Source organism: Nocardia sp. NPDC047038 (genome assembly GCF_040644075.1).
Classification (GTDB): Bacteria; Actinomycetota; Actinomycetes; order Mycobacteriales; family Mycobacteriaceae; genus Nocardia; species Nocardia sichangensis.
Genome location: NZ_JBEYVQ010000023.1, coordinates 26,828 through 50,273, shown reverse-complemented (window position 1 = coordinate 50,273; position 23,446 = coordinate 26,828). Strand labels below are relative to the sequence as shown.

Below are 23,446 nucleotides of genomic sequence, written 5' to 3'. Positions count from 1 at the left end.
TGCATAACGATCTCCTCCGGCTCGGGTGGTCTCGACCGGCAAGGTCGAGGTGGTGGTATCCGGCACCAGGGGCTCGTGAAGCCATCAGTTCGCCGCGTCGATGGGCGACCGGTGCGCCGCTGAGCGGCTACGGCATCAGCCCCATACCGAGTACAGGCCGACCGTAAACGGAATGCTGGGCCGTTCAGCGGACGAAATAACCGAAAGCCCTGAAAGATAGCTGAAACCGTATAAGGTAGCTCCGGGGTGAAAATTATTGCTGGACAATAAGTCCGGAAATTGCACTGATCTTGCAGACGCGCATTCACAGGGGGCGGAGACAATCGACACCAGTGTGCTCAGGTCTGCGCGACGGGCTCGCGGCTGGTCACAGGCCCGACTGATTTCCGCATTGCGGGAACAGGCCGAGCGCGAGCACGTCCGGCTGATGACAACCACAAGTCTTCGGGTTGCGCTGTCTCGCTGGGAGAACGGTCATGTTGTCCCGGACGAAGTGCATAGTCGCCTGCTGTGCCGGGTCCTGGAACTGGACGAAGGTGACCTGCCAGCGGTCGGGGTTGCACGCGACAGCGCGAGCGACGGGTCCCTGTTCCAACTGTTAACGGACCATACGAACAGCTTGAGATTGCTGGACCGTCGGCTGGGCGCGCAAGCAGTCCGGATCCAAACAGCCGGCCACGTCGCGGCCTTGGAAACACTGTGGCGTGGAGTTGCCGGATTGGATCGAGTGAGTGTTGCCCGCGCGCAGGCCGACACAGCAGCGTTGGCCGCGTGGCAGGACCTCGATGTCGGCGACTACCAGAGTGCGGCGAGGCACTACGCGATGGCCAGACGTGCTGCGTCCCGGGCAGGCGATCCGGTGCTGTGGGCTCATGCAGTAGGTGAGCATGCGGTACTGCTTGCCGAAACCGGTAACGTCGCCGCCGCTGTCGATCAGGTCGCCAAGGCGGAGTCGATGCCCATGCTGCCGGTATTGCTGCGCTCGTGGCTGGCGGCGACCCACGCTCAGGTAGCCGCGGCGTTACCGGGTCACGCACCGTCGGTGCGGGCAGCGCTGGCCCGTGCCGAGGCCGACCTGCTCCGTTCGAGCGACGGTGACGGGGAGGCGATGCCGTATCTGGCATTGAACGCGGTTCACCTTCAACGATGGCAGGGCCACATCCTGGTCAGATCCGGCGACCCGGCTGGAGCCGTTGCGACGCGAGCAGCGTTGAACGAGGTGCCCGGGGAGTTCGTTCGGGCACGCTGTGGGCAGCTACTCGATTTGGCTGAGGCGGGCCTGGGTGGTGGCGAGTTGGACGAGGCACGCGAGCTTCTGGACACCGCAGCCGCGACAATCGCTCGGCTCGGCTCAGCCAGGCTCGGGAAGCGTCACGAACTGTTGTCCGGGCGATTGCGTTGTCGGTTGGCCGGGGACTAGCGCTGCGGCCGCGAGCATGCCGACAGCCGTGCCGGTACCCAGCAGCATGCCTTTCGCCAGCAGGCCAGCGGTTTCGGCCAGCGGCATCCAGAGCAATTGGGCGGCTTCTTCGCCATCAGTGGGCATAGTGACCTGACGGGGATCGTGTCCGAGGTACACCAGGTGGCGTGTTCGCACGAGCCCAGGCATCGGTTCGAGGTCGGCAACCAACGTCAGTGTGTCGACTTCGAACCCTGTTTCTTCCAGCAGCTCTCGGTGAGCGCAGGCCAGTGGGTCTTCGCCCGGATCGACAATTCCGCCGGGTGATTCCAGGCCGATCGTGTCGACGATCCATCGGTGACGGCGCATCAGAAGGGCGCGATGGTGTACATCGACCGCGATCACTGTCGCGACCGTGTTCAACCGGATGGCGTGATGGGTCCGGTGGAGTCCGTCGGGGGTGATGATCTCGTTGCGGGTCACTTCGAGCCAGGGGTTCCCGTTGTAGACGGTCCACTCCCGGTGAACGGTGGTGCGCGGCGGTTCGATCATGGATTCACGGTAGCGGGAGCCTCGAGCTACGAGGTGCTACCTTTCGTTACTGGCTGATCCCTGGGAACGTGAGCGGAGACGGGTGATCATTACACTCATGTCGACGTGGCAGCCGTTTCCAATGGATTGGTTGTGAGGTTGTCGAACCAGCAATTCGCCCGGCCGTATCAATGTCGTGGCAACGAGTAGCGGATGCCCGCACCCGCCGGGCCGACTACTGAGAGGACTTTCGCAGTCGTGACCCAGACCCGGGCCAACGCCCTTGACGAGCTCTCCTGGCGCGGGCTTGTCGCGCTGTCCACCGACGAGGATGCGCTGCGCGCCTCCCTGGCGGTCGGCCCGGTGACCTACTATTGCGGGTTCGATCCGACGGCACCGAGCTTGCACATCGGCAATCTGGTGCAGCTGTTGACCATGCGCCGCTTGCAGGACTTCGGGCACAAACCGATCGCGCTGGTGGGCGGGGCGACCGGGCTCATCGGCGATCCACGTATGTCGGGTGAACGGGTGCTCAACGACCACGACACTGTCGCGGGCTGGGTGAATCGAATTCGTGAGCAGGTCGCGCGATTTCTGTCCTTCGATGGTGACAACGCCGCCGTGGTCGTGAACAACCTGGACTGGACCTCACCGATGTCAGCCGTCAATTTCCTTCGCGATGTCGGCAAACACTTCCGGGTGAACCGAATGCTGGCGAAGGAAGCGGTGTCGGTACGACTCGAGAGCGAGGCCGGGATCAGTTTCACCGAGTTCTCCTACCAGCTTTTACAGGGCATGGACTTTTACCAGCTCTACCGCCGATACGGATGCACATTGCAGACCGGTGGATCTGACCAGTGGGGCAACCTCACCGCCGGCGCTGACCTCACCCACCGCGTCGAAGGCACAAGCCTGCACGTCTTGGCCACGCCGCTGATCACCAAGGCCGACGGCACCAAGTTCGGCAAGACCGAAGGCGGCGCTATCTGGCTCGACCCGGAGATGACCTCGCCGTACGCGTTCTACCAGTTCTGGCTCAACGCCGAGGACGCCAAGGTCGCTGACTATCTCAGAATCTTCACCTTCCGCAGCCGGGACGAGATCGCACTGCTCGAGGAGGCCACCCGGGACAGGCCCGCTCAACGGGAGGCTCAGCGCGCGCTCGCCGGGGACGTCACCGCCCTGGTCCACGGTGAGGAAACGATGCAGCGGGTGCGTGCGGCCAGCCAGGCGCTGTTCGGCAGAGGCGATCTGACCGCGCTCGACGCGTCGACACTGGGTGACGCGGTGCGTGAACTGCCCTCGGCCTCGATCTCGAGCGGGACACACAGCGTCATCGATCTCTTCGCCGCGACCGGGTTGGTCGCGAGCAAGTCAGCGGCCCGTCGTGCCGTGAGCGAGGGCGGCGCCTACGTCAACAACCTCAAGGTCGATACCACCGAGGCGGTGGTGGATGCTACGGACTTGCTGCACGATCGCTGGATCTTGCTGCGGCGGGGGCGCAAATCGCTCGCCGTCGTGGAAGTCGGCTGACACAATCCGGCGCGGATCGTGACTCGGCCCGATCCTCACCCCAACACTTCCGTCGCCGGGTAAAACGGACCGTCAGACGGTTGGAATCCGATCGACCAGGAGGACGGCTGATGGTTCAGCGGCTGATCATTCTGGACCTCGATGGCACCTGCTATCCCAGCGACAGTGCGCTGACCCGGATCATCGACACCCGCACGACCGAATTCCTTACGCGGCATGCCGGTTTGACCCCGACGCAACTTAGCGAGATGGAAGAGCGGACACCTTCGATCCTCGAGGCACTCGCTCGGCTCGGCCTTCCCCGCCAGCTGTGGGCGAGCGTCACATATCGGGCAATACCGTATCGAGAACTTCTCCGTCGAGATCCTCGCTTGATACGCGCTCTGTCACGCGTGGCCGCGCGCCGAGTAGTAGTGACCATGGCCCCGGAACAGCATGCGATCGCCGTCCTAGAAGCGCTCGGGCTCACCGGGGTGGTCGACGACGCTATCTCGGTGTTCGAAACTGGCCATACGGACAAGCGGGTTATCTACCGGAGCCTGGTCGAGACGTACGGCGCGTCCACGACAACTGTGCTCGGGGACAACGTGGCCCTCGATCTAGAACCGGCTGCCGTATTGGGATGCGGCTGCGCGCACATCCACCCCCGACCCCACCACGGACCATTCCACGTCTATCGCGATCTGCTTCAGGCTCTATCGACATTGCAATAGGTTCTCTGGCCCCAACAGCATTCGCTGTATCGCGATCTTTGGTGTGCTACGTCTTGCTACGTTCCCGCGGTTCTCGCGTTCCCCGATCCTCAGAGGTATGACTAGGGCAACCACACGCAAACCCTCGAACTCGTTGCCGCACAATGTCTCTCTCGCAGACGGGCGAGAGATGAACACATCTCTACTCGACCTCTTCCAGCATCCCGCCCGATCCGACTTCGCCGATATGCACCGCTGTCTGCGCCTGCTGGAAGATCTCGTCAGCGGCTACACCGATCAGGCGGATCCCCGTATGAGACGTGAGGACCTGCGGTCATTTGGCCAGATGCTCGAACACGAGTCACTCGCGCACGAATCCAGTGCACCGGAGACCGTGCTGGCCGAGCTGGCGCCCTATTTCCAAGGCATGCTGCGCTGGAACCACCCCGGAACCATGATCAATGTAACCCCGCCACCGACCCTGCCGTCGGTGGCGGCTGCGGCATACACGTCTGCGCTGAACCCCAACGGTGCGCAGGACATGTCCAGCGGCTTGCTGCTCGGCACCGAGCTCGCTGTGGTGAAGATGCTGTCCCAGCTGGCAGGGATCGACGTCGACAGGTCGGGTGGAGTCTTCACCTTCGGCGGCAAGAGCACCAACATGCATGCGATCAAGCACGGCATCCAGCGGGCGCAGCCGCAGGCTCGCCGTGAGGGCATCACCACCCCAGTGCGAGTGGTGTCTTCGACCCAAGGTCACCCCTGTCACGAGGAGGCGTGCGGGTGGCTGGGCATCGGCGAAAGTAGCTGCCTACGCGTACCGACCCGAGCCGACGGCGTCATGGACCTGCACGCACTGGAGAACACGATCCGGCGCAGCGTCCGCGCGGGCGAGCAGGTCGTGACGATCTTCGCCAACGGTGGAACCACAATTCAGATGCTCGTCGACCCCATCGGTGAGATCGTCGCCCTGCGTGACCACCTTGTCGAAGACCTCGGCCTCGACTACGTGCCTCGCGTACACGTGGACTCGGTCGTCGGGTGGGTGTGGCTGTTCTTCCGTGACTACGACTTCCAGGCCAACTCCTTGCGGTTCCCGCCGACGACGCTGGCCCGCATCCGCACACAGGCCGCCCGAATCGCCGAGGTCCACCTCGCAGATTCCTTCGGCGTCGACTTCCATAAGACCGGATTCGCCTCGTACACATCGAGCATTTACATGGTCGCCGACAGGACCGAGATCTACCAGCAGGGTGGAATCACCGACGCCGACCACCCGATCGGCGGCGGTGGCCGTAAGGGACTGCCGTACCAAGATCTTCGGTTCGGTCACCATTCGCCGTTCCAATACACCCTCGAACTCAGCCGTTCGATGGCCGGGCCCGTGCAGGCCTACGTCAATTTGAAGATGCTCGGCGTCACCGGCTACCAACGCCTCATCGGCGGTCTGCTCGTGTCCTCGCAGCGGTTCGCCGACGAGCTCACTGCGCTGAGCAGGTTCGAAGTTCTCAGCGACGCCGACTGCCAGGGCTTCGCCGTGCTGTTCGTCGCCAAACCGGCTACGGATACGCCGACGCTATTCGACCACGCGTGGACCCGAGCCGGTCTGGAATACATGGCGCGCTACAACTACCGCTTCTACCGGTATCTGTTCGAACAACAAGCTCTGGGCCGCTGTCCGATCGCCTGTGACTATTCCTCCGGCTATCACAAGCTGGTCGGCGGCGCGAAGATCGGCGTCCACAAGTCCTACCCCATGTCGCCGTTCTACGACGAGAAGACCGCCATCACCTACGCCCGCACACTCGGTGAACTACTCGACGAATTCGACCGCCAACCCGCGGACCACACATCTGTAACCGGACCGCATGAGGCCCGGCCGCTGATCTTCCGACCGGGATCGCTGGCATGATCGACGGCCTCTACCTCTCCACATTCTTCGACATCGGCGCCCTGAAGAATCTCCTCGACATCCGCCTGCGCCACGATCACGGCGCCGCGTTGTGGGAGCTCGACGACGGCACCCTCAGACTCCGCCGATACTGGGAGTTCGAGCGAATCAGCGGCATCAAGCAGCACAGCCGCGCACTCTACGACCAAAACCAGGCGCGCCGACTCCTTCTGTATCTCCTGGCTGAGGAAGGCGCCGACCTGCGCGACGTGGTCGAAATCTGGGGAACGCCCGGCATCGAAACCAACACTGATTACCAGCGCACCTTCGGCGGCGCGTACGCATTCCACGGCATGGCTCACCTCATGACCGCCCTCTTCTGTCAGAACCGGGCACCGTTCACCGAACCAGTCGTGGCCATGTCGCTGGACGCCGGTCCCGACTGCTTGTTCGAACCCGACGCCTACAACCGCCACTACTACCCGGGCTGCGTCATCGATGACCGCGGCCTGCGCATGTTCCCCTGCGAATCGCCGGGTCGGTTGTGGTCCTACGCCAGCAAGAAGTACGGGCTGCGCGAAGGAACACTGATGGCACTCGCCTCAGCATGTGACGATGCCACCGAACTGGACCTGACCGCGTTCGATCGGCAGCCTCTTCTCGACCGGTCGGCACGGCGTGCCGCAGCCGACATCGTCGACACCATCGACGCTCATGTGCGTAACACCCTGCAGGTTGTCCGCGGCGCCGCGACACCGGCCGCTGCATCCCTGACCTCACTCGAACACCATGTCAGTGCCGTCATGAAGATCATCGCGAGACTGTCACTGCGTATCGTCCGCCGCAACCTGTACCTTGCTGAGACCGAGTACGGCGCCGACTTGGCCGCTTCCCGGATGGCGCTGGCCGGAGGGTTTGCTCTCAACTGTCCGACGAACTCGCAACTGATGCGGGATTTCGGGTTCACCGGCTTCCAGATCCCACCGTGTACCAGTGACAGCGGCATCGCACTGGGAACTGGGCTGGCTGCGTTCTTTCCCCATCTGAGCAGTGGCAAGATCACCACTGAATTCGGCAGCGCCTACCACGGTCAAGGCCCCGGCGACATCGCCGCCGAACTCGAGCTGGTGTCGGACCTGGTCGAGGACGTGAACACAGTATCGGCGAACGATGTCGCGGAACTCCTGACCAGAGACGGGATCGTCGCCTGGGTCAACGGCTCGGCCGAGGTCGGCCCCAGAGCACTGGGAAACCGCTCCCTGCTGGCCGACCCGCGATCGCTCGAAATCAAGGATCGGCTCAACCACATCAAGCAGCGGCAGTGGTGGCGCCCTGTGGCACCATTGATTCTCGACGACGACGGCCACGACTACTTCCGCGACTACCGGCACTCGCCATACATGCTGCTCAACTTCCAAGCCACCGCCCGTGCGCGAGCTGTGGTCCCCGGAGTCCTACACCTCGACCACAGCGCCCGCGCGCAATCGGTCAGACCCAGCACCAACCGCGACCTCGCAGAACTGCTTCACGCCTTCAAAAGACGTACCAGGGTCCCGATTCTAGGAAATACCTCCCTCAACGATGCCGGCGAACCCATCATCAACCGGCTCTCGGAGGCCGTCCACTTCGCCGCAGGCAAAGGGATTCGGTCACTGGTCGTCAACGCAACAACCCTGATCAGCCTGCGCGACAATACGACACACTACCCAGGACCCCGCCCGCGCCAGCGGCAGTTCTTCGAGCCACCTGCCGGGACAGGCGCCGACGCAGTTATCCGGAGCCTCAACCCGCATGACCTCGACCGGCGCGAGCTCACCTACTTCTACGACAACCCGGCGCTTTTCGCCGCCACAGACGTCCGGAACGCGAATGACGCGAAGCACGTCCGGAACTGCACCGAGGCGTACCTGCTCGAAAACCCCGGCGCATTGGACCGCCGATGACCACGCTCCCCGACGAAGTCCTCAAAGACCACCTGCGCCACTACGCTGCCTTCGCCGAAGCCGACCGCACCCGCATCCTGGCCGCCGTCATCAAGAACTACGGCCGCAGCGTCGACCACTCCGACCTCGATCGCGACACACAGTGGCGGGCAGCGGTCCAGGACCTCACCACAAGCCCGCTCACCGCCGACCTCGTCGAGTCCACCGCACGGCTGCTGTCCAACCGTGCTACCGGCCCGCGGCCGAAATTCAGGCCACAGTCGCTGCTGGCCGACATAGGCGCCGCGGTACAGCAATTACCGTTGTCAGCCGAGCATCAACTGGGCCTTGCCCTCGACATGCACGAGCAAGGCTTCGCTCCGGTACTGACCTACGCCTTCAACCAGTGGGTCACCGCAGGCGTCGAAGCGAAGACAGTGGGACGGTGCCTCGCTGAACTCACCGTAATGGGCCTCTACCGCCTCGCCGAGGCGCATGAAGCAACCACCGATGCGGCTCTGTTCGGCTCTGGCTCTGCAGCGGACGTGATCCGAACTGGCTCACGGGTCCGTAAACACCCCCGGAACTATGCAGCCCGTGAGGTGCTGCTCCCGCTCGAGTTCGCCAACTACCGCCTCCTCGCCCAGACCCGTCTTCATGACCGCATCCCCGCCAATGCCGACTTCCAACCGACGACGAAAACCCTGTATCACGACTACGTACCAGGAAGAGACGGAGTAGCGATTCTCAAATCCGGATTCCTGCCGAATCGGCAACAACGGATTGACTTGAGGCGCTTGCACTCGGCCCTTCTACGAGAACTACTCGAATACGGTCTTGTTCTCGATCTTCATCCCGGAAACTTCGTCTGGGACGACCATGGCGATCGATGGGTGCTGGTCGACATCGGGCCGATCCCGGTCATCGGATCCGATGAGTACTTCATCGAAGACTTCAGCGCCTACTACACCAATACCTGGCTGAACCGCCTGACCAGGGAACGCGTCGAACCGATCCGATCGATTGACTACAGCATCGAGTTCCCACTGGATGCCACGGCGAAATCATGGCCAGGAGCATGGTAGCTGAGGCATCCACAATCGAACCGCACCGATCTTGCAGACGCACATTCACAAGGAACTGAGACAGCGGAATGCACATGACGACTGGCGAGGTTATCCGCCGTATACGAAAGTCGCTCGGCATGACCCAGTCCGAATTGGGAGCCGTTCTGGGCTATACCCAGCCCACCATTTCCCAGCTCGAACGCGGCGGGACGGCCGTGCACGATGTGCGAGTATTACGCCGAGTCGCCAAGGCACTTCACGTCCCGCTTGCCATACTGGCAGTGGCGTCAGACGAGGAGGCGGATGTGAACCGTCGCAACTTTCTACGAGCCAGCGCCCTCGGCGCCGGAGCCGGCGTAACGACCCGCGCGACAGGACACGCAGTTGCCACAGTGTCATCGACCCCAAGCATCCGTGTAGGTGCCTCGGATGTCGCTGAAATCACTGCCAGTATCAACCAAATTCATGAGCTGGACCTGATGGTGGGAGGCGACCGGCTGCGCCGGATAGCGGCCAAGGAAGTGCGCTACGTCGGACAACTGCTGGATAACGGCGCCTACACCGAGGACATCGGGCGGACCCTGGCCAGCGCCGTTCCTGGAAGACGTGGCCGGCGACGCGTGGCCCGTGCGGCGGTGACCGCACTGGAAAACTGACCGGGATTTATCATCCGACGGCCGGGCGAAACGCCGCCGAACGCATCGCCGATGCTGTTAGTGTCTGCGCGAGAACAACTTTCACCGAATGGGGGCAACAGGTGGTACAGGAGCAGATCAGCGCGGCACCGAGATCAGGGCCGGTTATCGTCCCGGAGGACGAAGCCACCCGTTACCTGGCATCCGCGGCGCACCTGCATCCACTACTCGCCGACACGCTCGTCGAGGAGTTCCTGACTGAGCCGTTCCGGGTGGTGGTGCCGTCGCCGGGCGTTCGCGCCGATGTCGTCCTCAGAGAAGCCGTCGCCGCACAGACCGCCCGGCGGATCGGGAACGCCCTGCTGCTCGTTCTGCTGCTGGCCTTCCTTTTCCTCGGAGGCGGACTCATCGTGATCTGGCTTGCCTCGGGGCTCGCATGGCGGGTCAGTGCCCGGATCGTCGCCCGCGTGATGCGGCGCCAGAGTGGTCCGGACACCGGGCGGCGGCCGGCGCGTAGCACACCGCCGCCGTGGTGGTCGACCGCGCTGTTGTGGCTACCGCTGTCGTGGACCTTCGTGCTCGCGCTGAGCTTTCCGCTGACCCTGCTGCTCATGTTCGGATCCGACGAAAGTAATACGAGCCGCTCCCGGCGCGGCGACGGATTCGGCAAAGGGTTCAGCGACGGCCCCGACCTGAGTTTCACCGACGGCCTGACATCGTTCGTCGCCATCGCCAGTGGTTTCGCCCTGCTCCTCGTGACGGTGGCGATGTACTGCGTGCTGTTCGTGCAGCGCTTTCTACCCTGGGTGCTCGCCGACCGGTGCTTCCAATTCGGCTTTTTCCATCCGGACACGCCGCCACGCCCGTTCGTCAGTTGGGCTTGCCGACAATTCGCCGGTCGGTTGGAGAGAATCGCCCAAGAGGAACGACGCGCCACCCACCCGATGCCGCGCAATGTGGTCGTATACCGGGGCAATCGGCCGTTCGTCGGCGCGGGCGCGAGAGTCCGGTCCTGGTCACAGGCGGTCGAGTTGCACTCCGACGATCCCACGGCGAAGCCGGATGCGGAAATCGGCGAGTTCACTGCCGCGGATCTGCAGAACTTCGTAGCCGAGGACGTCGACGCCATCCGGAAGTCGCCCGATATCACGCCGGGCGGTCGTTTCGCCGGATTGACCATCACCGACACGGCTTTCGTGTCCGCGGGACACCTTCGGCACTACGCCGACGCCACGTTCTTCGCCGACGAACTGACGGCAGGCCGCAATCCCCTACTGGCCGACACATACTGGCACGGGTTGCTGAATCGTTCACCGGAATGGCTGCGCCTGTACCGCTGTTTCCGAGTCGAAGCTTGGGAACGACAGCTTGCGGTCGCGGGCTACCTGCACGTCGGGTACGAGCGGCGCACTCTCTACTTGGAGTGGAACGGATTCGTCCTGCCGCCGGTCGCCGCAGCCTACCGAACAGTCGACACGCCGCCCGGCGCGACGATGGCCCGGTCCCTGTGGCGGGCCCTCGGCGAGATGGCGCTGCTGCCGACGACGGTTCCTTCCCGCGTCGCCGACGTTACGACGTGGGTTCGCGACGTACTCGGCTACGGCCACGGGCTGACGAGGACGCCCGCCCAGGCCGCCCATGCCTTCGGTGCGGCGGCGACCGTACGCGAGATCGGCGCGGGAATCGCGTTCCCGCATTTTTTCCAGGAGACAGATGCCGACCAGTATCTGAAGATTCTCGAGCGCCGCGTGCTGGACGCGATCCAGCGGTTTCTCGCATCGAAGGGCATCGCCACCGGGACCTTCACCGCGATGGTCACCCAGATCAACAATGCGACGGTCATGGACGGGTGCACGGTGGTGGCGGGGAGTATAGGTGGCAGCGGCAATTCCGGCACCGTCGGATCCGCCGATGTCATCGGCACACCGGCCGCAGGATGACTTCGGCCCGATCCACCGCCAGGACGAAGACCGAAACGACTAGGAGTACTCGATAATGCCCGACAACGGCGTGAATATCGGCGGCGGCAATGTCGTCGCGGGAAACATCGGCGGTTCCGGCAATTCCGGGGCCATACACGGACGAGTCACGGTGAACGGCGGCGGCGACCGGGACGCTCTGCAGACGACAATCGCTCAGCTGCGTAGCGAATTGATCACGCTCCGAGCACTACTCACCGACACCGAGGGTCCGTACGCGGAACCCGCCGATGTCGATGAAGTCATCGAAGCCCTCGGCGAATCCGAACCCGACCTCGAACGGGCAACCGGCAGGTGGACTCGGCTCTTCCGCCGAATTCCAGAGGCGCTCACGAATCTCGACACTCTCACACGAATCGTCGATCTCTTCGAAAGGGTGCGCGCACTCGCCGAGTGAGTACGGTTCACTCCACCATCTCGGGGTAATACAAGGACGTGTGCGATCGACCGAACGGGCCGACCCGATTCGAGGCCGGTCCATCGGCGCCAGGACCGCGCAGTCGGCAGGTGGGCTCGCTTGTCAACCGGATCGAATTCAACGGCCCCCAAGCTAACTGTTTCCGCCGGTTATCAAAGCAGCAACTGTACTGTCGGGTAGATCGTGACCTGTGCCCGCAACGTCCGAGATTCGGCCGCCGGAGCCTCGTTACCGACCGCGCAAACGAACTCCGCCTGCTATCCCTCGCCGAGCAACGTCGGCAGGTCGTGCGGATGCCGGATCTCGGAGCTGACCGCGAAGTCCCGGACCGCACCGAACCCGTGGTAGTTGATTTCGTGGATCACCTGCCGCGCAAAGGATTCCGGCACCCTGTATCCGGGCCATCATCGGTCACCGCGCCACGGTACCCCCGTCATTCCGGCGTTCCGCACGAACCTTGCCGGAGATCGCGGTCACTTCCGCGCCGGTCCGGGTCTCGCTGCAGCGTCGCCTGGGGTGGTCTCGATGCCCTCGGCCGCCAGGAGCGCCGCCAGCTCGGTCCGGCTGCGCACCGCGTGCGCCGGTAGCAGGCCGACGATGCGCGACTGCCGACCGGCACGGGTCGTGCGATGGCCGGACCGCTTCGTCCCGCTTCCGAGCGGGCAGGCGGTTCTCCGCTGGGACCGAGTTCCTCGATGCCTTGCCGTGGCAGCCGTACGTGGCGGTGCTCCCGTGGAACTCGGCGGGCTCGACCCGTTCACAACCGCGGCCCCGGCTCGTGCGCACTGGTCGATCGGCGGTAGCAGCCCTCCACCTACTATCACCGGTATGCCGGAGCGGATCGACAAGCAGCAGACGGTCGGGGACGCCATCGCGAGGAAGGTCGAGGACCAGCGGGGTGCGAGGTCCCCGTGGGCGGAAGCGTTGCGCGAGATGGGAGCGGTCGACCGAGCGGCGTACCGAGCCGTGGCGCTGACTCCCACGCCTCAGTTGGACGATGCCTTTCGTCGGCTCTCGAAGGCGGCGAACTACTCACGTCTATGGCTTGGCATCGCCGCGGTGATCGCCGCCCTCGGAGGTGGACGTGGCCGCCAGGTGGCGCTCGAAGGTGTGCTCGCGATCGGTGCGACGTCAGCGACCGTGAACCTCGGCCTCAAGCCTCTCGCCCATCGGCGGCGTCCGCAGCGACCCGACCCGGAGCCGTTCGAAACCCGTCTCGTGCCCATGCCGAAGTCCGCGTCCTTCCCGTCCGGTCACGCCGCCTCGGCTTTCGCGTTCGCCTATACGGTGGGCCGACACTACCCGGCGCTGGCAGTGCCGATCCGGTTGCTCGCCGGTGGAGTGGCGTATTCAAGGGTGCACACCGGCGTGCACTACCCCGGTGACGTCGTGCTCGGCTCGGTCCTCGGAGCCGGAACGTCGGCCATGGTGGCGGGCGTACGCGACCGCAGGTATCGGTCGTCGAGGCGGAGAGGCGTCGTACCCGGCCGACTACTCCGACGCTCGCCGGCGGACAGACGGTGAAGCGCTCCTCGGGGACCTTGCCGGTCGCAGACGAGCGGAGGGCGAGGCGCCAGGATGCCGGGAGGAGATGCGCACGCGGAGCACTGTCGGGCGAATGGCGAACCTGAGCGGCGCGTTCAGCACCACTGGCTCACCGTCGATACCCGCGTGCACCGGCGCGGGTGCGAAGACCTCGAAGTCCGGTGCGCTCCAAGCGCGACCTGGAGGATGCCGCCTGGGATCCGGCGCGTCGAGAACGACGATGCCCAGTAGGCCGCTCTCGAGCGACGGGCGACTGCCCAGGACAGGGGGGCCCAAGGCGTAGGGGTTGTTCGAAACCAGCACAACAGCGAGCTGAGCGTGCTGCCGGCCTACGTCGTCGACGAGGTGCAGCGCCGGTGTCCTTCCACCGGGGCCGGCCACCCGATCGGCTGTCTCCATTAGAGTGCGCACCTTGGCGTCGCGATAGGCCGGATGGCGGACCGCCTCACCGTAGATCCCGAGTGAAACGTTGTTCACGAATGCGCGGCCGTTCACTTCTGCCAGGTCGATCCGGCGCTCGACCCCATCGGTGAACGCGTCGAGCGCGCCCGCCACGTCCTGCCGGTTCACTCCCAGATCGAGCGCGAAGTGGTTGCGTGTCCCGGCCGGGATGCAGATGAACGGCACACCCTGCGCGGCGGCGGCCGCTGCCACGACCGCGAGGGAGCCGTCGCCACCAGCCATCCCCAGCGCGTCCGCGCCCTGCCTCACCGCCTCCTCGACGCGCTCGGTGAGGCTCTCGCCGGGATCGAGAACGACCACCTTTATCCCGAGATCCCGTGCCCGTTCAGCAACCCTCGCGCGACCGGCCGCCCCATCGCCCGACTTCGGGTTGACAAACAACACCGGCCGTAGCGGCGGGTCCACGGCACTCCAGCCACAACGCGCCGATCCCTGCTCGGACGGGCCGCCGCTCGGACGGGGCATCAGGGGGAAGGTCATGAAGCTTTCCCCCGGCTGCTATCAGCTACCGATGGCGACCTCAGGTCGCCTTCGCAGACCCCACTGGTCGGATTCCGCGAAGGATCGTCGGCCGCTCGTCGGCATCGGACTGACACGTCATGTCCCCATTGGCGGTTGCTGACCCTGACACTTCCGTATCTTACGTCTCGGTCCACGGCGACCCGGTACGACGACGAAAGAAATGTGCCCCTGACCAGCGAATTCCTCAGCTCATGTGTGCAGGAGTCGTCGAGCAGCTGCCCGGAAGCCCTGCCGACGTACCACCACCTCGGGAGGGAGGACCAATGGATCTACTCACGCAGTTCGAGAGAAGGTCATTGGCGGTTCGACGAATCAGGCACGGAGTCGGGGGCGGATCAGGCTAGTTTTTCGATCTTCGCGGCTACCTCGGCGCCGGTCAGGGGTTCGCGGGCGATGACGGCGATGGTGTCGTCGCCCGCGATGGTGCCGACGATGTACGGGAGGGCTGCGCGGTCGAGGGCGCTGGCCAGGTAGTGGGCCGCGCCGGGCGGGGTGCGCAGGACCGCGATGTTGCCGCTGGCGTCGGTGGAGACCAGCAAGTCGCCGAGCAGTTTGGACAGCCGGTCGGTGCCGCCGGTGACACCGCGGACGGGGCTGCCGTCCTCTGGCACCACGTAGACGCCCGCGCCGCCGTCTGCCGCGCGCAGTTTCACCGCACCGAGTTCGTCGAGGTCCCGCGACAGCGTCGCCTGGGTGGTCTCGATGCCCTCGGCCGCCAGGAGCGCCGCCAGTTCGGTCTGGCTGCGTACCGCGTGCGCCGACAGCAGTTCGATGATGCGCGACTGCCGCCCGGCGCGGGTGCGCGCGATGGCCGGGCCGCTTCGTCCCGATTCCGACTGCGAAACGCTCACGACCGCGCCTCGCTAGGGCGCAGGATCGGCGTACGCGGCTGAGCGCTGTGCCCTGGCTGACACTCCCTCACCGGCTGCATCTCGCTGGGGTCCGGTTGGCTCCAGGCAGCCCCGCTGGGCCCGACGAGCATGGCCACGCCGGTGATACGCCCTCGCTCACGCTGCGCCCTTCCGGCACGAGCGGAGCCGGTCACACTCCGCTGCCGCCTCCTGGCCCGACCGCTCACACCGATCCCCCGGATCGTCGCTCCAGCAGCCAGACCAGCAGCGCCTTCTGCGCGTGCAGGCGGTTCTCCGCCTCGTCCCACACCACGCTGTGCGGCCCGTCGAGCACCTCGTCGGTGACCTCTTCGCCACGGTGCGCGGGCAGGCAGTGCAGCACGACCGCGTCCGGCTTCGCGTGCGCGAGCAGTTCGGCGTTGAGCTGGAACGGGCGGAACGGACCCACCCGGTCCAGGCCGTCGTTCTCCTGCCCCATGGACGTCCAGGTGTCGGTGACCAGCGCGTCGGCGCCCCACGCGGCGGCGACCGGGTCGCCGGTCACCGTGACGGTCGCGCCGGTCTCGGCGGCCCGCTTGCGCGCGGCCTCCACCACCCACGGCTGCGGCTCGAACCCCGCGGGCGCGGCGATGGTCACGTTCAGACCCGCGGTGGCGCCGCCGAGCAGCAGCGAGTGCGCCATGTTGTTGGCGCCGTCGCCGAAGTAGGCCAGTTCGCGACCGGTCAGGTCGCCCTTGTGCTCGGCGAGCGTTTGCAGGTCCGCGAGCACCTGGCAGGGATGGAACTCGTCGGACAGCGCGTTGACCACCGGCACCGTCGCGGTGGCGGCCATCTCGTCCAGCCGGGACTGCTCGAAGGTGCGCCACACGATGGCGTCCACGTACCGGGACAGCACTCGGCCGGTGTCGCCGAGCGTCTCCTCCCGGCCCAGCTGGGTGTCGCGGCCGTCGACGACCACCGCGTGCCCGCCGAGCTGGGCGATGCCCATCTCGAAGGAGAACCGGGTGCGGGTGGAGTTCTTCTCGAAGATCACGCCGACGCCGCGCGGACCCTCCAGCGGGCGCCGCGCGAACGGCGACTTCTTGAGTTCGGCCGCGAGGGCGAGGATCTCGGCCTGCTCGGCCGGGCTGACATCGTCGTCACGCAGGAAATGCCGCACGGAAGTCATTGCGCCGCAGCCCCTTTCGCGTCAGCGAGCGCGGCGTCGAGGATCCCGGGCAGGTCGGCGACGAAATTGTCGGCCTGGGTCTCGGTGAGCACCAGCGGCGGCGCCAGCCGGATCACGTCGGGCTTGGCCGGGTTGACCAGGTAGCCCGCCTCCCGCGCCCGCGCCTCGACCTGTGCGGACACCTCGTCGGTGAGCACGATGCCCAGCAACAGGCCCGCACCGCGCACCTGATCGATGAGCGGATGCTCGAGCAGTTCGATGCCGTCGCTGAGCCGCTTGCCGACCGACTCGACGTGCGAGAGCAGGTCGGTCTCATCGATCGTGCGCAGCACCGCGAGCGCCGCCGCGGCGCACACGGGATTGCCGCCGAAGGTGGTGCCGTGCATGCCGGGGGTGAGCAGATCGGCCGCTCGCCCGGTGGCCAGCACCGCGCCGATCGGCAGTCCGCCGCCGAGACCCTTGGCCAGGGTGATCACGTCCGGGACGATGCCGACGGCCTGGTGGGCGTAGAACTTCCCGGTCCGGCCGATGCCGGTCTGCACCTCGTCCAGCACCAGCAGCGCACCCTTGCGCGCGGTGATCTCACGCGCCTTGGCCAGGTAGTCGAACGGCGGTACCACCACGCCGCTCTCCCCCATCATCGGCTCGAGGAACACCGCGGCGGTGTCCTCGTCGACCGCGGCCTCCAGCGCCGCTGCGTCGCCGTAGGGCACGTGCACGACGCCGGGCGGCATCGGTTCGAACGGGGTGCGCTTGGACGGCTGCCCGGTGAGGGCGAGCGCGCCCATGGTGCGGCCGTGGAAGGCCTCCTCGCAGGCGACGAGCTTGGGCCGCCCGGTCAGCCGTGCGATCTTGAACGCCGCTTCGACGGCCTCGGTGCCGGAGTTGCAGAAGAACGCCCGGCCTTCGCCGTCGCCGAAGTGCGCGAGCAACCGCTCGGCCAGCTCGACGACCGGCTCGCTGGCATACAGATTCGACACGTGCCCGAGCGTGCCGAGCTGCTGGGTGACCGCCTCCAGAATCGCCGGGTGCGCGTGCCCGAGGCTGTTGACCGCGATGCCGCCGAGGAAATCGACGTAGCGCTTGCCGTCCGCGTCGTACACCACGGCTCCCGCGCCGCGGACCAGCGCGACCTTCGGTGTGCCGTAGTTGTTCATCAGCGCGGCGGACCACCGCTGCTGCAGTTCAGCTGTGCTCATTGTTTCGTTCCGTTCGGCGCGCCGGACCCGTTCGGGATGAGCGGGGCGGGCGTCACCATCGTTCCGATTCCTTCTCCGGTGAACAGTTCCAGCAGCACGGCGTGCGGGACCCGGCCGTCGATGACATGCGCGGTCGGCACCCCCGCCGTCACGGCGCGCAGGCAGGCTTCCATCTTGGGCACCATGCCCGCATCGAGGCGTGGGAGCAACTCGGCCAACGCTTTCGTATCGATGCTGGAGGTGAGCGACGAACGGTCCGGCCAGTTCGTGTACAGGCCTTCGACGTCGGTGAGCATCACCAGTTTCTCGGCGCCGATGCCCTCGGCGAGCGCCGCGGCGGCGGTGTCGGCGTTGATGTTGTGCACCACGCCATCCGCGTCCGGGGCGATGGTCGACACCACGGGAATTCGGCCCGCCCCGATCAGATCCAGCACGGCATCCGGGTTCACCTCGGTGACGTCGCCGACCAGCCCGATGTCGGTGGGCTCGCCGTCGACCTCGACCGTGCGGCGGGTCGCGGTGAACAGCCGCGCGTCCTCACCGGAGATGCCGACCGCGTACGGGCCGTGCGAGTTGATCAGGCCGACCAGCTCGCGGCCGACCTGACCGAACAGGACCATCCGCACCACGTCCATCACCTCGGGTGTGGTCACCCGGAAGCCGCCGCGGAATTCGCCTTGCAGCCCGAGCTTTTTCAGCATCGCGCTGATCTGCGGGCCGCCGCCGTGCACCACCACCGGGTGGACGCCGACCGTGCGCAGGAACGCCATGTCGGCGGCGAAGGCCCGCTTGAGGTCGTCGTCGACCATGGCGTTGCCGCCGTACTTCACGACGACGATCTTGTCCCGGAACTTCTGCAACCACGGCAGGGCGTCGGCCAGGACGTGCGCCTTGTCCAACGCCGAAAGCGTGTGCAGCACATCGCTGGTCATGAGCTGTAGGCCGAGTTCTCTTCGACGTAACCGTGCGAGAGGTCGGTGGTGCGGATGGTCGCACGCGCGGAGCCCACGTTCAGGTCGATCAGCACCTCGATGTCGGCGCCGGACAGATCGACCTCGCGCGCGCCGGGCGCGCCGACGCCATCGATGCACACCGGTTTGCCGTTGAACGACACCGAGATCCGGTTCGGGTCCAACGTCACCGGCGCCATGCCGACCGCCGCGAGCACCCGGCCCCAGTTCGGGTCGGATCCGAACAGCGCCGTCTTGACCAAGCTGTCGCGGGCGACGGTGCGCGCCGCGGCCACGGCCTCGTCCTCGGTGACCGCGCCTGCGACGGTGACCAGCACCCGCTTGGTGACGCCCTCGGCGTCGGCCATCAGCTGGGCGGCCAGATCGTCGCAGACCGCGAGCACGGCGGCGTCCAACTCCTCCTGGCTCGGGCTGACCTCGCTCGCGCCGTTGGCCAGCAGCAGGACGGTGTCGTTGGTGGAGCAGGAGCCGTCCACGTCGAGCCGGTCGAAGGTGCGCGCGGTGGCGTTGCGCAGCGCGCGGTCGAGCTGATCGGCGGTCACCGCCGCGTCGGTGGTGAGCACGACCAGCATGGTCGCCAGCGATGGGGCCAGCATGCCCGCGCCCTTCGCCATGCCGCCGACGTTCCACTTGTCGCGGTGGTGGAACGCCGCCTCCTTCGGCACCGTGTCGGTGGTCATGATGGCCCACGCGGCATCAGCGCCGCCGGACAGGCCGCCGCCCATCTCGTGCACGATCTCGGTGACGGCGGGGAGCAGTTTGTCCATCGGAAGCCGATCACCGATGAGCCCGGTGGAGCAGACCGCGATCTCCCCCGCTCCGGTCTCGGTGCCCCAGTTGCTCAGCGCGGCGGCGAGTTCCTCGGCGGTCTTGTGCGTGTCCTGGAATCCGCCCGGGCCGGTGCAGGCGTTGGCTCCGCCGGAGTTCAGGATCACCGCGCGCAGCCGCTTGCCGGTCAGCACCTGCTGCGACCACAGCACCGGAGCGGCCTTCACCTTGTTGCGGGTGAACACGCCCGCGGCCGGGTACTCCGGCCCCTCGTTGAACACCAGCGCCAGGTCCGGCTTGCCGCTGACCTTGATGCCCGCGGCGATGCCCGCCGCGCGGAAGCCGAGTGGTGCGGTCACGCCCTGGGTGCGGACCAGCTTGCCGCTGGCGGTGTCGGTCGATGTCACGGTGCCACTCCTACGGTGGAAAGTCCTTCGGTCTCCTCGAAGCCGAGGGCCAGGTTCATCGATTGCACCGCGGCGCCCGCGGTGCCCTTGGTCAAGTTGTCGATCGCGCCGATCACCACGAGCACGCCCGCGTCGGCGTCCACGGCCACCTGCAGGGTCACGGCGTTGGAGCCGAGCACCGACCCGGTCTGCGGCAGCGCGCCCTCCGGCAGCAGGTGCACGAAAGGCTCGTCGGCATAGGCTTTTTCGTAGACCGCGCGCGCCTGCGCAGCGTCGACGCGAATCGGTGCGGTGCAGGTGGCCAGGATGCCGCGTGGCATCGGCGCGAGTACCGGCGTGAAGGACACCGTGACGTCCGTGCCGCCTGCCGCCGTGAGGTTCTGCGCGATCTCCGGGGTGTGCCGGTGCGCGCCCGCGATCCCGTAGGCCCGCGCCGAACCCATCACCTCCGACCCCAACAGCCCGATGTCCAGCTTGCGGCCCGCTCCGGAGGTGCCGCTCACCGCGACCACGTGCACGGTGGGCTCCACGATGCCCGCGGCGACGGCGGGAGCCAGCGCGAGGCTCGCGACGGTCGGATAGCAGCCGGGGACCGCGATCCGCGTCGCGCCCCGCAGCTTCTCCCGGCCGCCGGGCAGCTCGGGCAACCCGTAGGGCCAGCTGCCCGCGTGCGGGCTGCCGTAGTATTTCTCCCAGGCCTCGGGGTCGGTGAGCCGGAAGTCGGCGCCGCAGTCGATGATCACGGTGGACTCGGGCAGCTCGGCGGCGATGGCCGCGGACTGGCCGTGCGGCAGGCCGAGGAAGACCACGTCGTGTCCGGCCAGTTCGGCGGCCGTGGTCGGCGCGAGCACCCGATCGGCCAGCGGCAGCAGATGCGGCTGCAGCTCCCCCAGCGGGGTACCCGCATTGGAGCCCGCGGTCAGCGCCCCGATGACGAGGCGCCCGGTTCGGTAGGCCGGATGCCCCAGCAGCAGACGCAACACTTCGCCGCCCGCGTACCCGCTGGCACCGGCTACCGCGACCCGCACGGCGGGTCCGCCCGAGGAATCAACCATGTGATGATTATGCATGACTATGCAAGCTCATTCACAGCCTGGTCGCCGGGAGCGGTTCACGACCACCAGATACCCGCCGCGTCGTCAGGCGAAACGGCGAGCTCGCGGCATCGGTCACGCAAGGTACGGCGCATCGGTCCGCCGCAGGTCAGCGCAGTAGTCCGGGGGCGATGCCCAGCGTCTCGGCCAGCCCGGCCTCGCCTCGCGCCGTCACGCGCACGGCGCGCCCGCTACCGATCCGCTTGATCCACGCCAGCTCGATCATGCGGCGGCAGAGTTGCGCGCCCGCCGCGCCGCCCAGATGAACGCGGCGCTCGGTCCAGTCCAGACACGGCCGGACGATCGGCCTTCGCGTGGCGCGCAGCGCGGCGGAGTCGACGCCCATCGGCCCGGTGAGCCACGCCGAGCCGGACTCCGTCAGCGCGAACCCGCTGTCGCCGCGCAACAGGCCCTGCGCGGTCATGGCGTCGGTGACCGCCACACCCAACCGGCCCGCGAGATGGTCGTAACAGGTGCGGCCACGGGCCAGCGCGGCGGCGGCGGTCGCGGGGCGCAGCCCGGTCGCCGGGGCGGCGGCCGGGCCGAGATGGGCGACCATGGCCTCGAGCAGGTCCGCGACCCGCGGCCCGGCCAGTCGCAGGTAGCGGTGCCTGCCTTGCCGATGCTCGAGCACCAACCCGCCGTCGCGCAGCCGGTCCAGGTGTTGCGTCGCGGTGGACGGCGCGACACCGGTATGGCGCGCGAGTTCGCCCGCGGTCCAGGCCCGTCCGTCCAGCAGCGCGAGGCAGATGTCGGCGCGGGTGCGGTCGGCGAGCAGAGCGGCCAGGCCCGCCAGTTCGGCTCCTCGATCGGACATCACCTCATCATGGCGCGTCGTCGTTTCGGCGGGCGCCGAAACGTCCCATGGCTACGGTCGCGGCATGACTTCGTCTTCTCCGGCGGCGCCCGCGCCGACCAAGTTCGAGATCTTCCGCGCTTTGCACCACCGCGACCTGCCCCTGGTGCTGCCGAACGCCTGGGATTTCGCCTCGGCGGCGTTGCTGGCGACCGAGGGATTCCCGGCGATCGGCACCACCAGCCTGGGCGTGGCCGCCGCGGCGGGGCTCGCCGACGGTGCGGGCGTCACGAAGGCGGAGACCTTCGACGCCGCCCGGCGCCTGGGCCGGCTGCCCATCCCGATCACCGTCGACATCGAGGGCGGGTTCGACGAGCGACCCGAAGCGGTCGCCGATTTCGCCGGACAACTCGCCGCCTGCGGGATCGCGGGTATCAACCTCGAAGACGGCCGCGCGGGTTCCGCTCTGGCCGACCCACGGCACCAAGCAGCGCTGATCGGCGCGATCAAGGACCGCACGCCGCAGCTGTTCGTCAATGCCCGCGTCGACACCTACTGGCTCGGCCTCGACCACGGCTCCACGCATGAGCGTGCGCGGCGCTACGCCGCGGCCGGAGCCGACGGCGTGTTCGTGCCCGGCGTGGCCGACCCGGCCCGCGTGGAGCGGATCGTCGCGGCGACCGAGCTGCCGGTGAACGTCCTCTATTCGGCCACCGGCCCCGGCATCGCGACGCTGGCAGACCTGGGTGTCCGCCGGATCAGCACCGGATCGCTGCTCTACCGCGCCGCACTGTCGGCCGCGGTGGACGTGGCCCGCGCCGTGCGGCACGACGCTCCCGTCGCGCCGGGCATCGTCAGCTATTCCGACATCCAACGCCTGCTGCCTGACAAGTGAGTCCGCCCGATGCCACGGTGCCGGAAATCGGGCGGAAAATATTCCGCGCTCGCTGTCGATACGCGGGTCGTCCGTTCGTGTACGTGGTGAGACCGGCCGCGGAAGGAGCGGAGATGAGCAAGATCATCGCGGTGGAGCATCTGAGCTTGGACGGCGTCATGCAGGCGCCCGGCCGGGCGGATGAGGACAGCAGGGACGGATTCGCCCACGGCGGCTGGGCACACCGGCACGACGACCCGGTGCAGGCGGAGGTCATGGGCAGGCATATGGCGGCCAACCGCGGCGCGCTGCTGCTCGGCAGGCGCACCTACGAGGATTTCGCGGGATACTGGCCGCGACAGGTCGGCGATCCGATGGCCGAGGCGCTGGACAAGACCGAGAAGATCGTCGCCTCTCGCACCGGAAGCGGGCCGCTGGCCTGGCGGAATTCGACCTGGCTCGGCGGCGACGCGGCGACGGCGGTGCCCGGAATACAGCGGCGGCAGCCGGACCGGAACCTGGTGGTACTCGGCAGCGGTGACCTGTTGCGCTCTCTGATGCGTCACGATCTCGTGGACGAGTACCTATTGCTGACCCACCCGCTGGTGCTCGGCACCGGTCGCCGCCTGTTCGACGGCGTGGGGCCGGTCGGCCTGCGGTCGGTCGACACCGTGGTGACCGGCACCGGTGTCGTCATCACCACCTACCGGCGTGCGTGAGGG

Annotated in this window: 22 protein-coding genes and 1 pseudogene; 12 read left to right on the top strand and 11 right to left on the bottom strand. The window is 66.9% G+C overall.

What is annotated here, in order from left to right:
* Positions 1-256 precede the first annotated feature (256 nt).
* Positions 257-1,420 carry a helix-turn-helix transcriptional regulator gene (locus tag ABZ824_RS36305; protein WP_356969022.1) on the top strand — a complete coding sequence of 388 codons (1,164 nt, stop codon included), beginning with the start codon at positions 257-259 and terminating at the stop codon, positions 1,418-1,420.
* Here the strand turns inward: ABZ824_RS36305 and ABZ824_RS36300 are convergent.
* Complete coding sequence (locus ABZ824_RS36300; protein ID WP_356969020.1) at positions 1,352-1,951, bottom strand: NUDIX hydrolase; 600 nt, start codon at positions 1,949-1,951, stop codon at positions 1,352-1,354. The two genes, ABZ824_RS36305 and ABZ824_RS36300, sit on opposite strands and share 69 nt — an antisense overlap.
* Positions 1,952-2,188: 237 nt before the next feature.
* On the opposite strand from ABZ824_RS36300, the gene tyrS reads away from it, so the two are divergent.
* From tyrS to ABZ824_RS36260, 8 genes are all read left to right on the top strand, one after another.
* Positions 2,189-3,463 (top strand): tyrosine--tRNA ligase, encoded by a 1,275-nt coding sequence (gene tyrS / locus ABZ824_RS36295; RefSeq protein ID WP_356969018.1) that lies wholly within the window; start codon positions 2,189-2,191, stop codon positions 3,461-3,463.
* 110 nt (positions 3,464-3,573) lie between these two features.
* The gene (locus ABZ824_RS36290) at positions 3,574-4,176 is read left to right on the top strand and encodes an HAD family hydrolase (RefSeq protein ID WP_356969016.1); all 603 of its coding nucleotides are present in this window, start codon (positions 3,574-3,576) and stop codon (positions 4,174-4,176) included.
* 169 nt (positions 4,177-4,345) lie between these two features.
* Positions 4,346-6,067: a pyridoxal-dependent decarboxylase gene (locus ABZ824_RS36285; RefSeq protein WP_356969014.1), complete on the top strand. Its 1,722-nt coding sequence runs from the start codon at positions 4,346-4,348 to the stop codon at positions 6,065-6,067.
* On the top strand, positions 6,064-7,989 hold the full coding sequence (locus tag ABZ824_RS36280; RefSeq protein WP_356969012.1) for a carbamoyltransferase C-terminal domain-containing protein: 1,926 nt from the start codon (positions 6,064-6,066) through the stop codon (positions 7,987-7,989). The genes ABZ824_RS36285 and ABZ824_RS36280 overlap by 4 nt, the downstream gene beginning before the upstream one ends.
* Positions 7,986-9,053, top strand: coding sequence for a hypothetical protein (locus ABZ824_RS36275; RefSeq protein WP_356969010.1), 1,068 nt, complete (start codon positions 7,986-7,988; stop codon positions 9,051-9,053). Before ABZ824_RS36280 ends, ABZ824_RS36275 begins: the two co-directional genes overlap by 4 nt.
* Positions 9,054-9,127: 74 nt before the next feature.
* On the top strand, positions 9,128-9,691 hold the full coding sequence (locus tag ABZ824_RS36270; protein ID WP_356969008.1) for a helix-turn-helix transcriptional regulator: 564 nt from the start codon (positions 9,128-9,130) through the stop codon (positions 9,689-9,691).
* A gap of 101 nt (positions 9,692-9,792) precedes the next feature.
* A complete protein-coding gene (locus tag ABZ824_RS36265; RefSeq protein ID WP_356969006.1) occupies positions 9,793-11,610 on the top strand; it encodes a hypothetical protein in 1,818 nt (605 codons plus the stop codon).
* A gap of 55 nt (positions 11,611-11,665) precedes the next feature.
* Positions 11,666-12,046 carry a hypothetical protein gene (locus ABZ824_RS36260; RefSeq protein ID WP_356969005.1) on the top strand — a complete coding sequence of 127 codons (381 nt, stop codon included), beginning with the start codon at positions 11,666-11,668 and terminating at the stop codon, positions 12,044-12,046.
* A gap of 278 nt (positions 12,047-12,324) precedes the next feature.
* On the opposite strand, the gene ABZ824_RS36255 is transcribed toward ABZ824_RS36260, so the two are convergent.
* Together ABZ824_RS36255 and ABZ824_RS36250 are read right to left on the bottom strand one after the other, a co-directional pair.
* Positions 12,325-12,456: a hypothetical protein gene (locus ABZ824_RS36255; protein ID WP_356969003.1), complete on the bottom strand. Its 132-nt coding sequence runs from the start codon at positions 12,454-12,456 to the stop codon at positions 12,325-12,327.
* Between the two features lie 86 nt (positions 12,457-12,542).
* Positions 12,543-12,666 (bottom strand): annotated as a pseudogene (locus ABZ824_RS36250) (arginine repressor); the annotation flags it as partial.
* Between the two features lie 229 nt (positions 12,667-12,895).
* On the opposite strand from ABZ824_RS36250, the gene ABZ824_RS36245 reads away from it, so the two are divergent.
* Positions 12,896-13,591 (top strand): phosphatase PAP2 family protein, encoded by a 696-nt coding sequence (locus tag ABZ824_RS36245; RefSeq protein ID WP_356969001.1) that lies wholly within the window; start codon positions 12,896-12,898, stop codon positions 13,589-13,591.
* Here ABZ824_RS36245 and ABZ824_RS36240 read toward each other — a convergent pair.
* The 8 genes from ABZ824_RS36240 to ABZ824_RS36205 all read right to left on the bottom strand — a co-directional run bounded on the left by ABZ824_RS36240 (position 13,559) and on the right by ABZ824_RS36205 (position 21,871).
* The gene (locus ABZ824_RS36240; RefSeq protein ID WP_356969068.1) at positions 13,559-14,539 is read right to left on the bottom strand and encodes a diacylglycerol kinase family protein; all 981 of its coding nucleotides are present in this window, start codon (positions 14,537-14,539) and stop codon (positions 13,559-13,561) included. The genes ABZ824_RS36245 and ABZ824_RS36240 overlap by 33 nt on opposite strands.
* A 392-nt stretch (positions 14,540-14,931) precedes the next feature.
* On the bottom strand, positions 14,932-15,447 hold the full coding sequence (locus ABZ824_RS36235) for an arginine repressor (protein WP_356968999.1): 516 nt from the start codon (positions 15,445-15,447) through the stop codon (positions 14,932-14,934).
* 223 nt (positions 15,448-15,670) lie between these two features.
* Complete coding sequence (argF, locus tag ABZ824_RS36230) at positions 15,671-16,615, bottom strand: ornithine carbamoyltransferase (protein WP_356968997.1); 945 nt, start codon at positions 16,613-16,615, stop codon at positions 15,671-15,673.
* Complete coding sequence (locus tag ABZ824_RS36225; RefSeq protein WP_356968995.1) at positions 16,612-17,814, bottom strand: acetylornithine transaminase; 1,203 nt, start codon at positions 17,812-17,814, stop codon at positions 16,612-16,614. Before ABZ824_RS36225 ends, argF begins: the two co-directional genes overlap by 4 nt.
* On the bottom strand, positions 17,811-18,746 hold the full coding sequence (gene argB, locus ABZ824_RS36220; RefSeq protein WP_355080696.1) for an acetylglutamate kinase: 936 nt from the start codon (positions 18,744-18,746) through the stop codon (positions 17,811-17,813). The genes ABZ824_RS36225 and argB overlap by 4 nt, the downstream gene beginning before the upstream one ends.
* Complete coding sequence (argJ, locus tag ABZ824_RS36215; protein ID WP_356968992.1) at positions 18,743-19,960, bottom strand: bifunctional glutamate N-acetyltransferase/amino-acid acetyltransferase ArgJ; 1,218 nt, start codon at positions 19,958-19,960, stop codon at positions 18,743-18,745. Before argJ ends, argB begins: the two co-directional genes overlap by 4 nt.
* On the bottom strand, positions 19,957-21,015 hold the full coding sequence (gene argC / locus ABZ824_RS36210) for an N-acetyl-gamma-glutamyl-phosphate reductase (RefSeq protein WP_356968990.1): 1,059 nt from the start codon (positions 21,013-21,015) through the stop codon (positions 19,957-19,959). The genes argJ and argC overlap by 4 nt, the downstream gene beginning before the upstream one ends.
* A 148-nt stretch (positions 21,016-21,163) precedes the next feature.
* Complete coding sequence (locus tag ABZ824_RS36205; protein ID WP_356968988.1) at positions 21,164-21,871, bottom strand: winged helix-turn-helix domain-containing protein; 708 nt, start codon at positions 21,869-21,871, stop codon at positions 21,164-21,166.
* A gap of 64 nt (positions 21,872-21,935) precedes the next feature.
* On the opposite strand from ABZ824_RS36205, the gene ABZ824_RS36200 reads away from it, so the two are divergent.
* The gene (locus tag ABZ824_RS36200) at positions 21,936-22,745 is read left to right on the top strand and encodes an isocitrate lyase/phosphoenolpyruvate mutase family protein (RefSeq protein ID WP_356968986.1); all 810 of its coding nucleotides are present in this window, start codon (positions 21,936-21,938) and stop codon (positions 22,743-22,745) included.
* Positions 22,746-22,858: 113 nt separating this feature from the next.
* Positions 22,859-23,443, top strand: coding sequence for a dihydrofolate reductase family protein (locus tag ABZ824_RS36195; protein ID WP_355080686.1), 585 nt, complete (start codon positions 22,859-22,861; stop codon positions 23,441-23,443).
* The last annotated feature ends 3 nt before the right edge of the window (positions 23,444-23,446 follow it).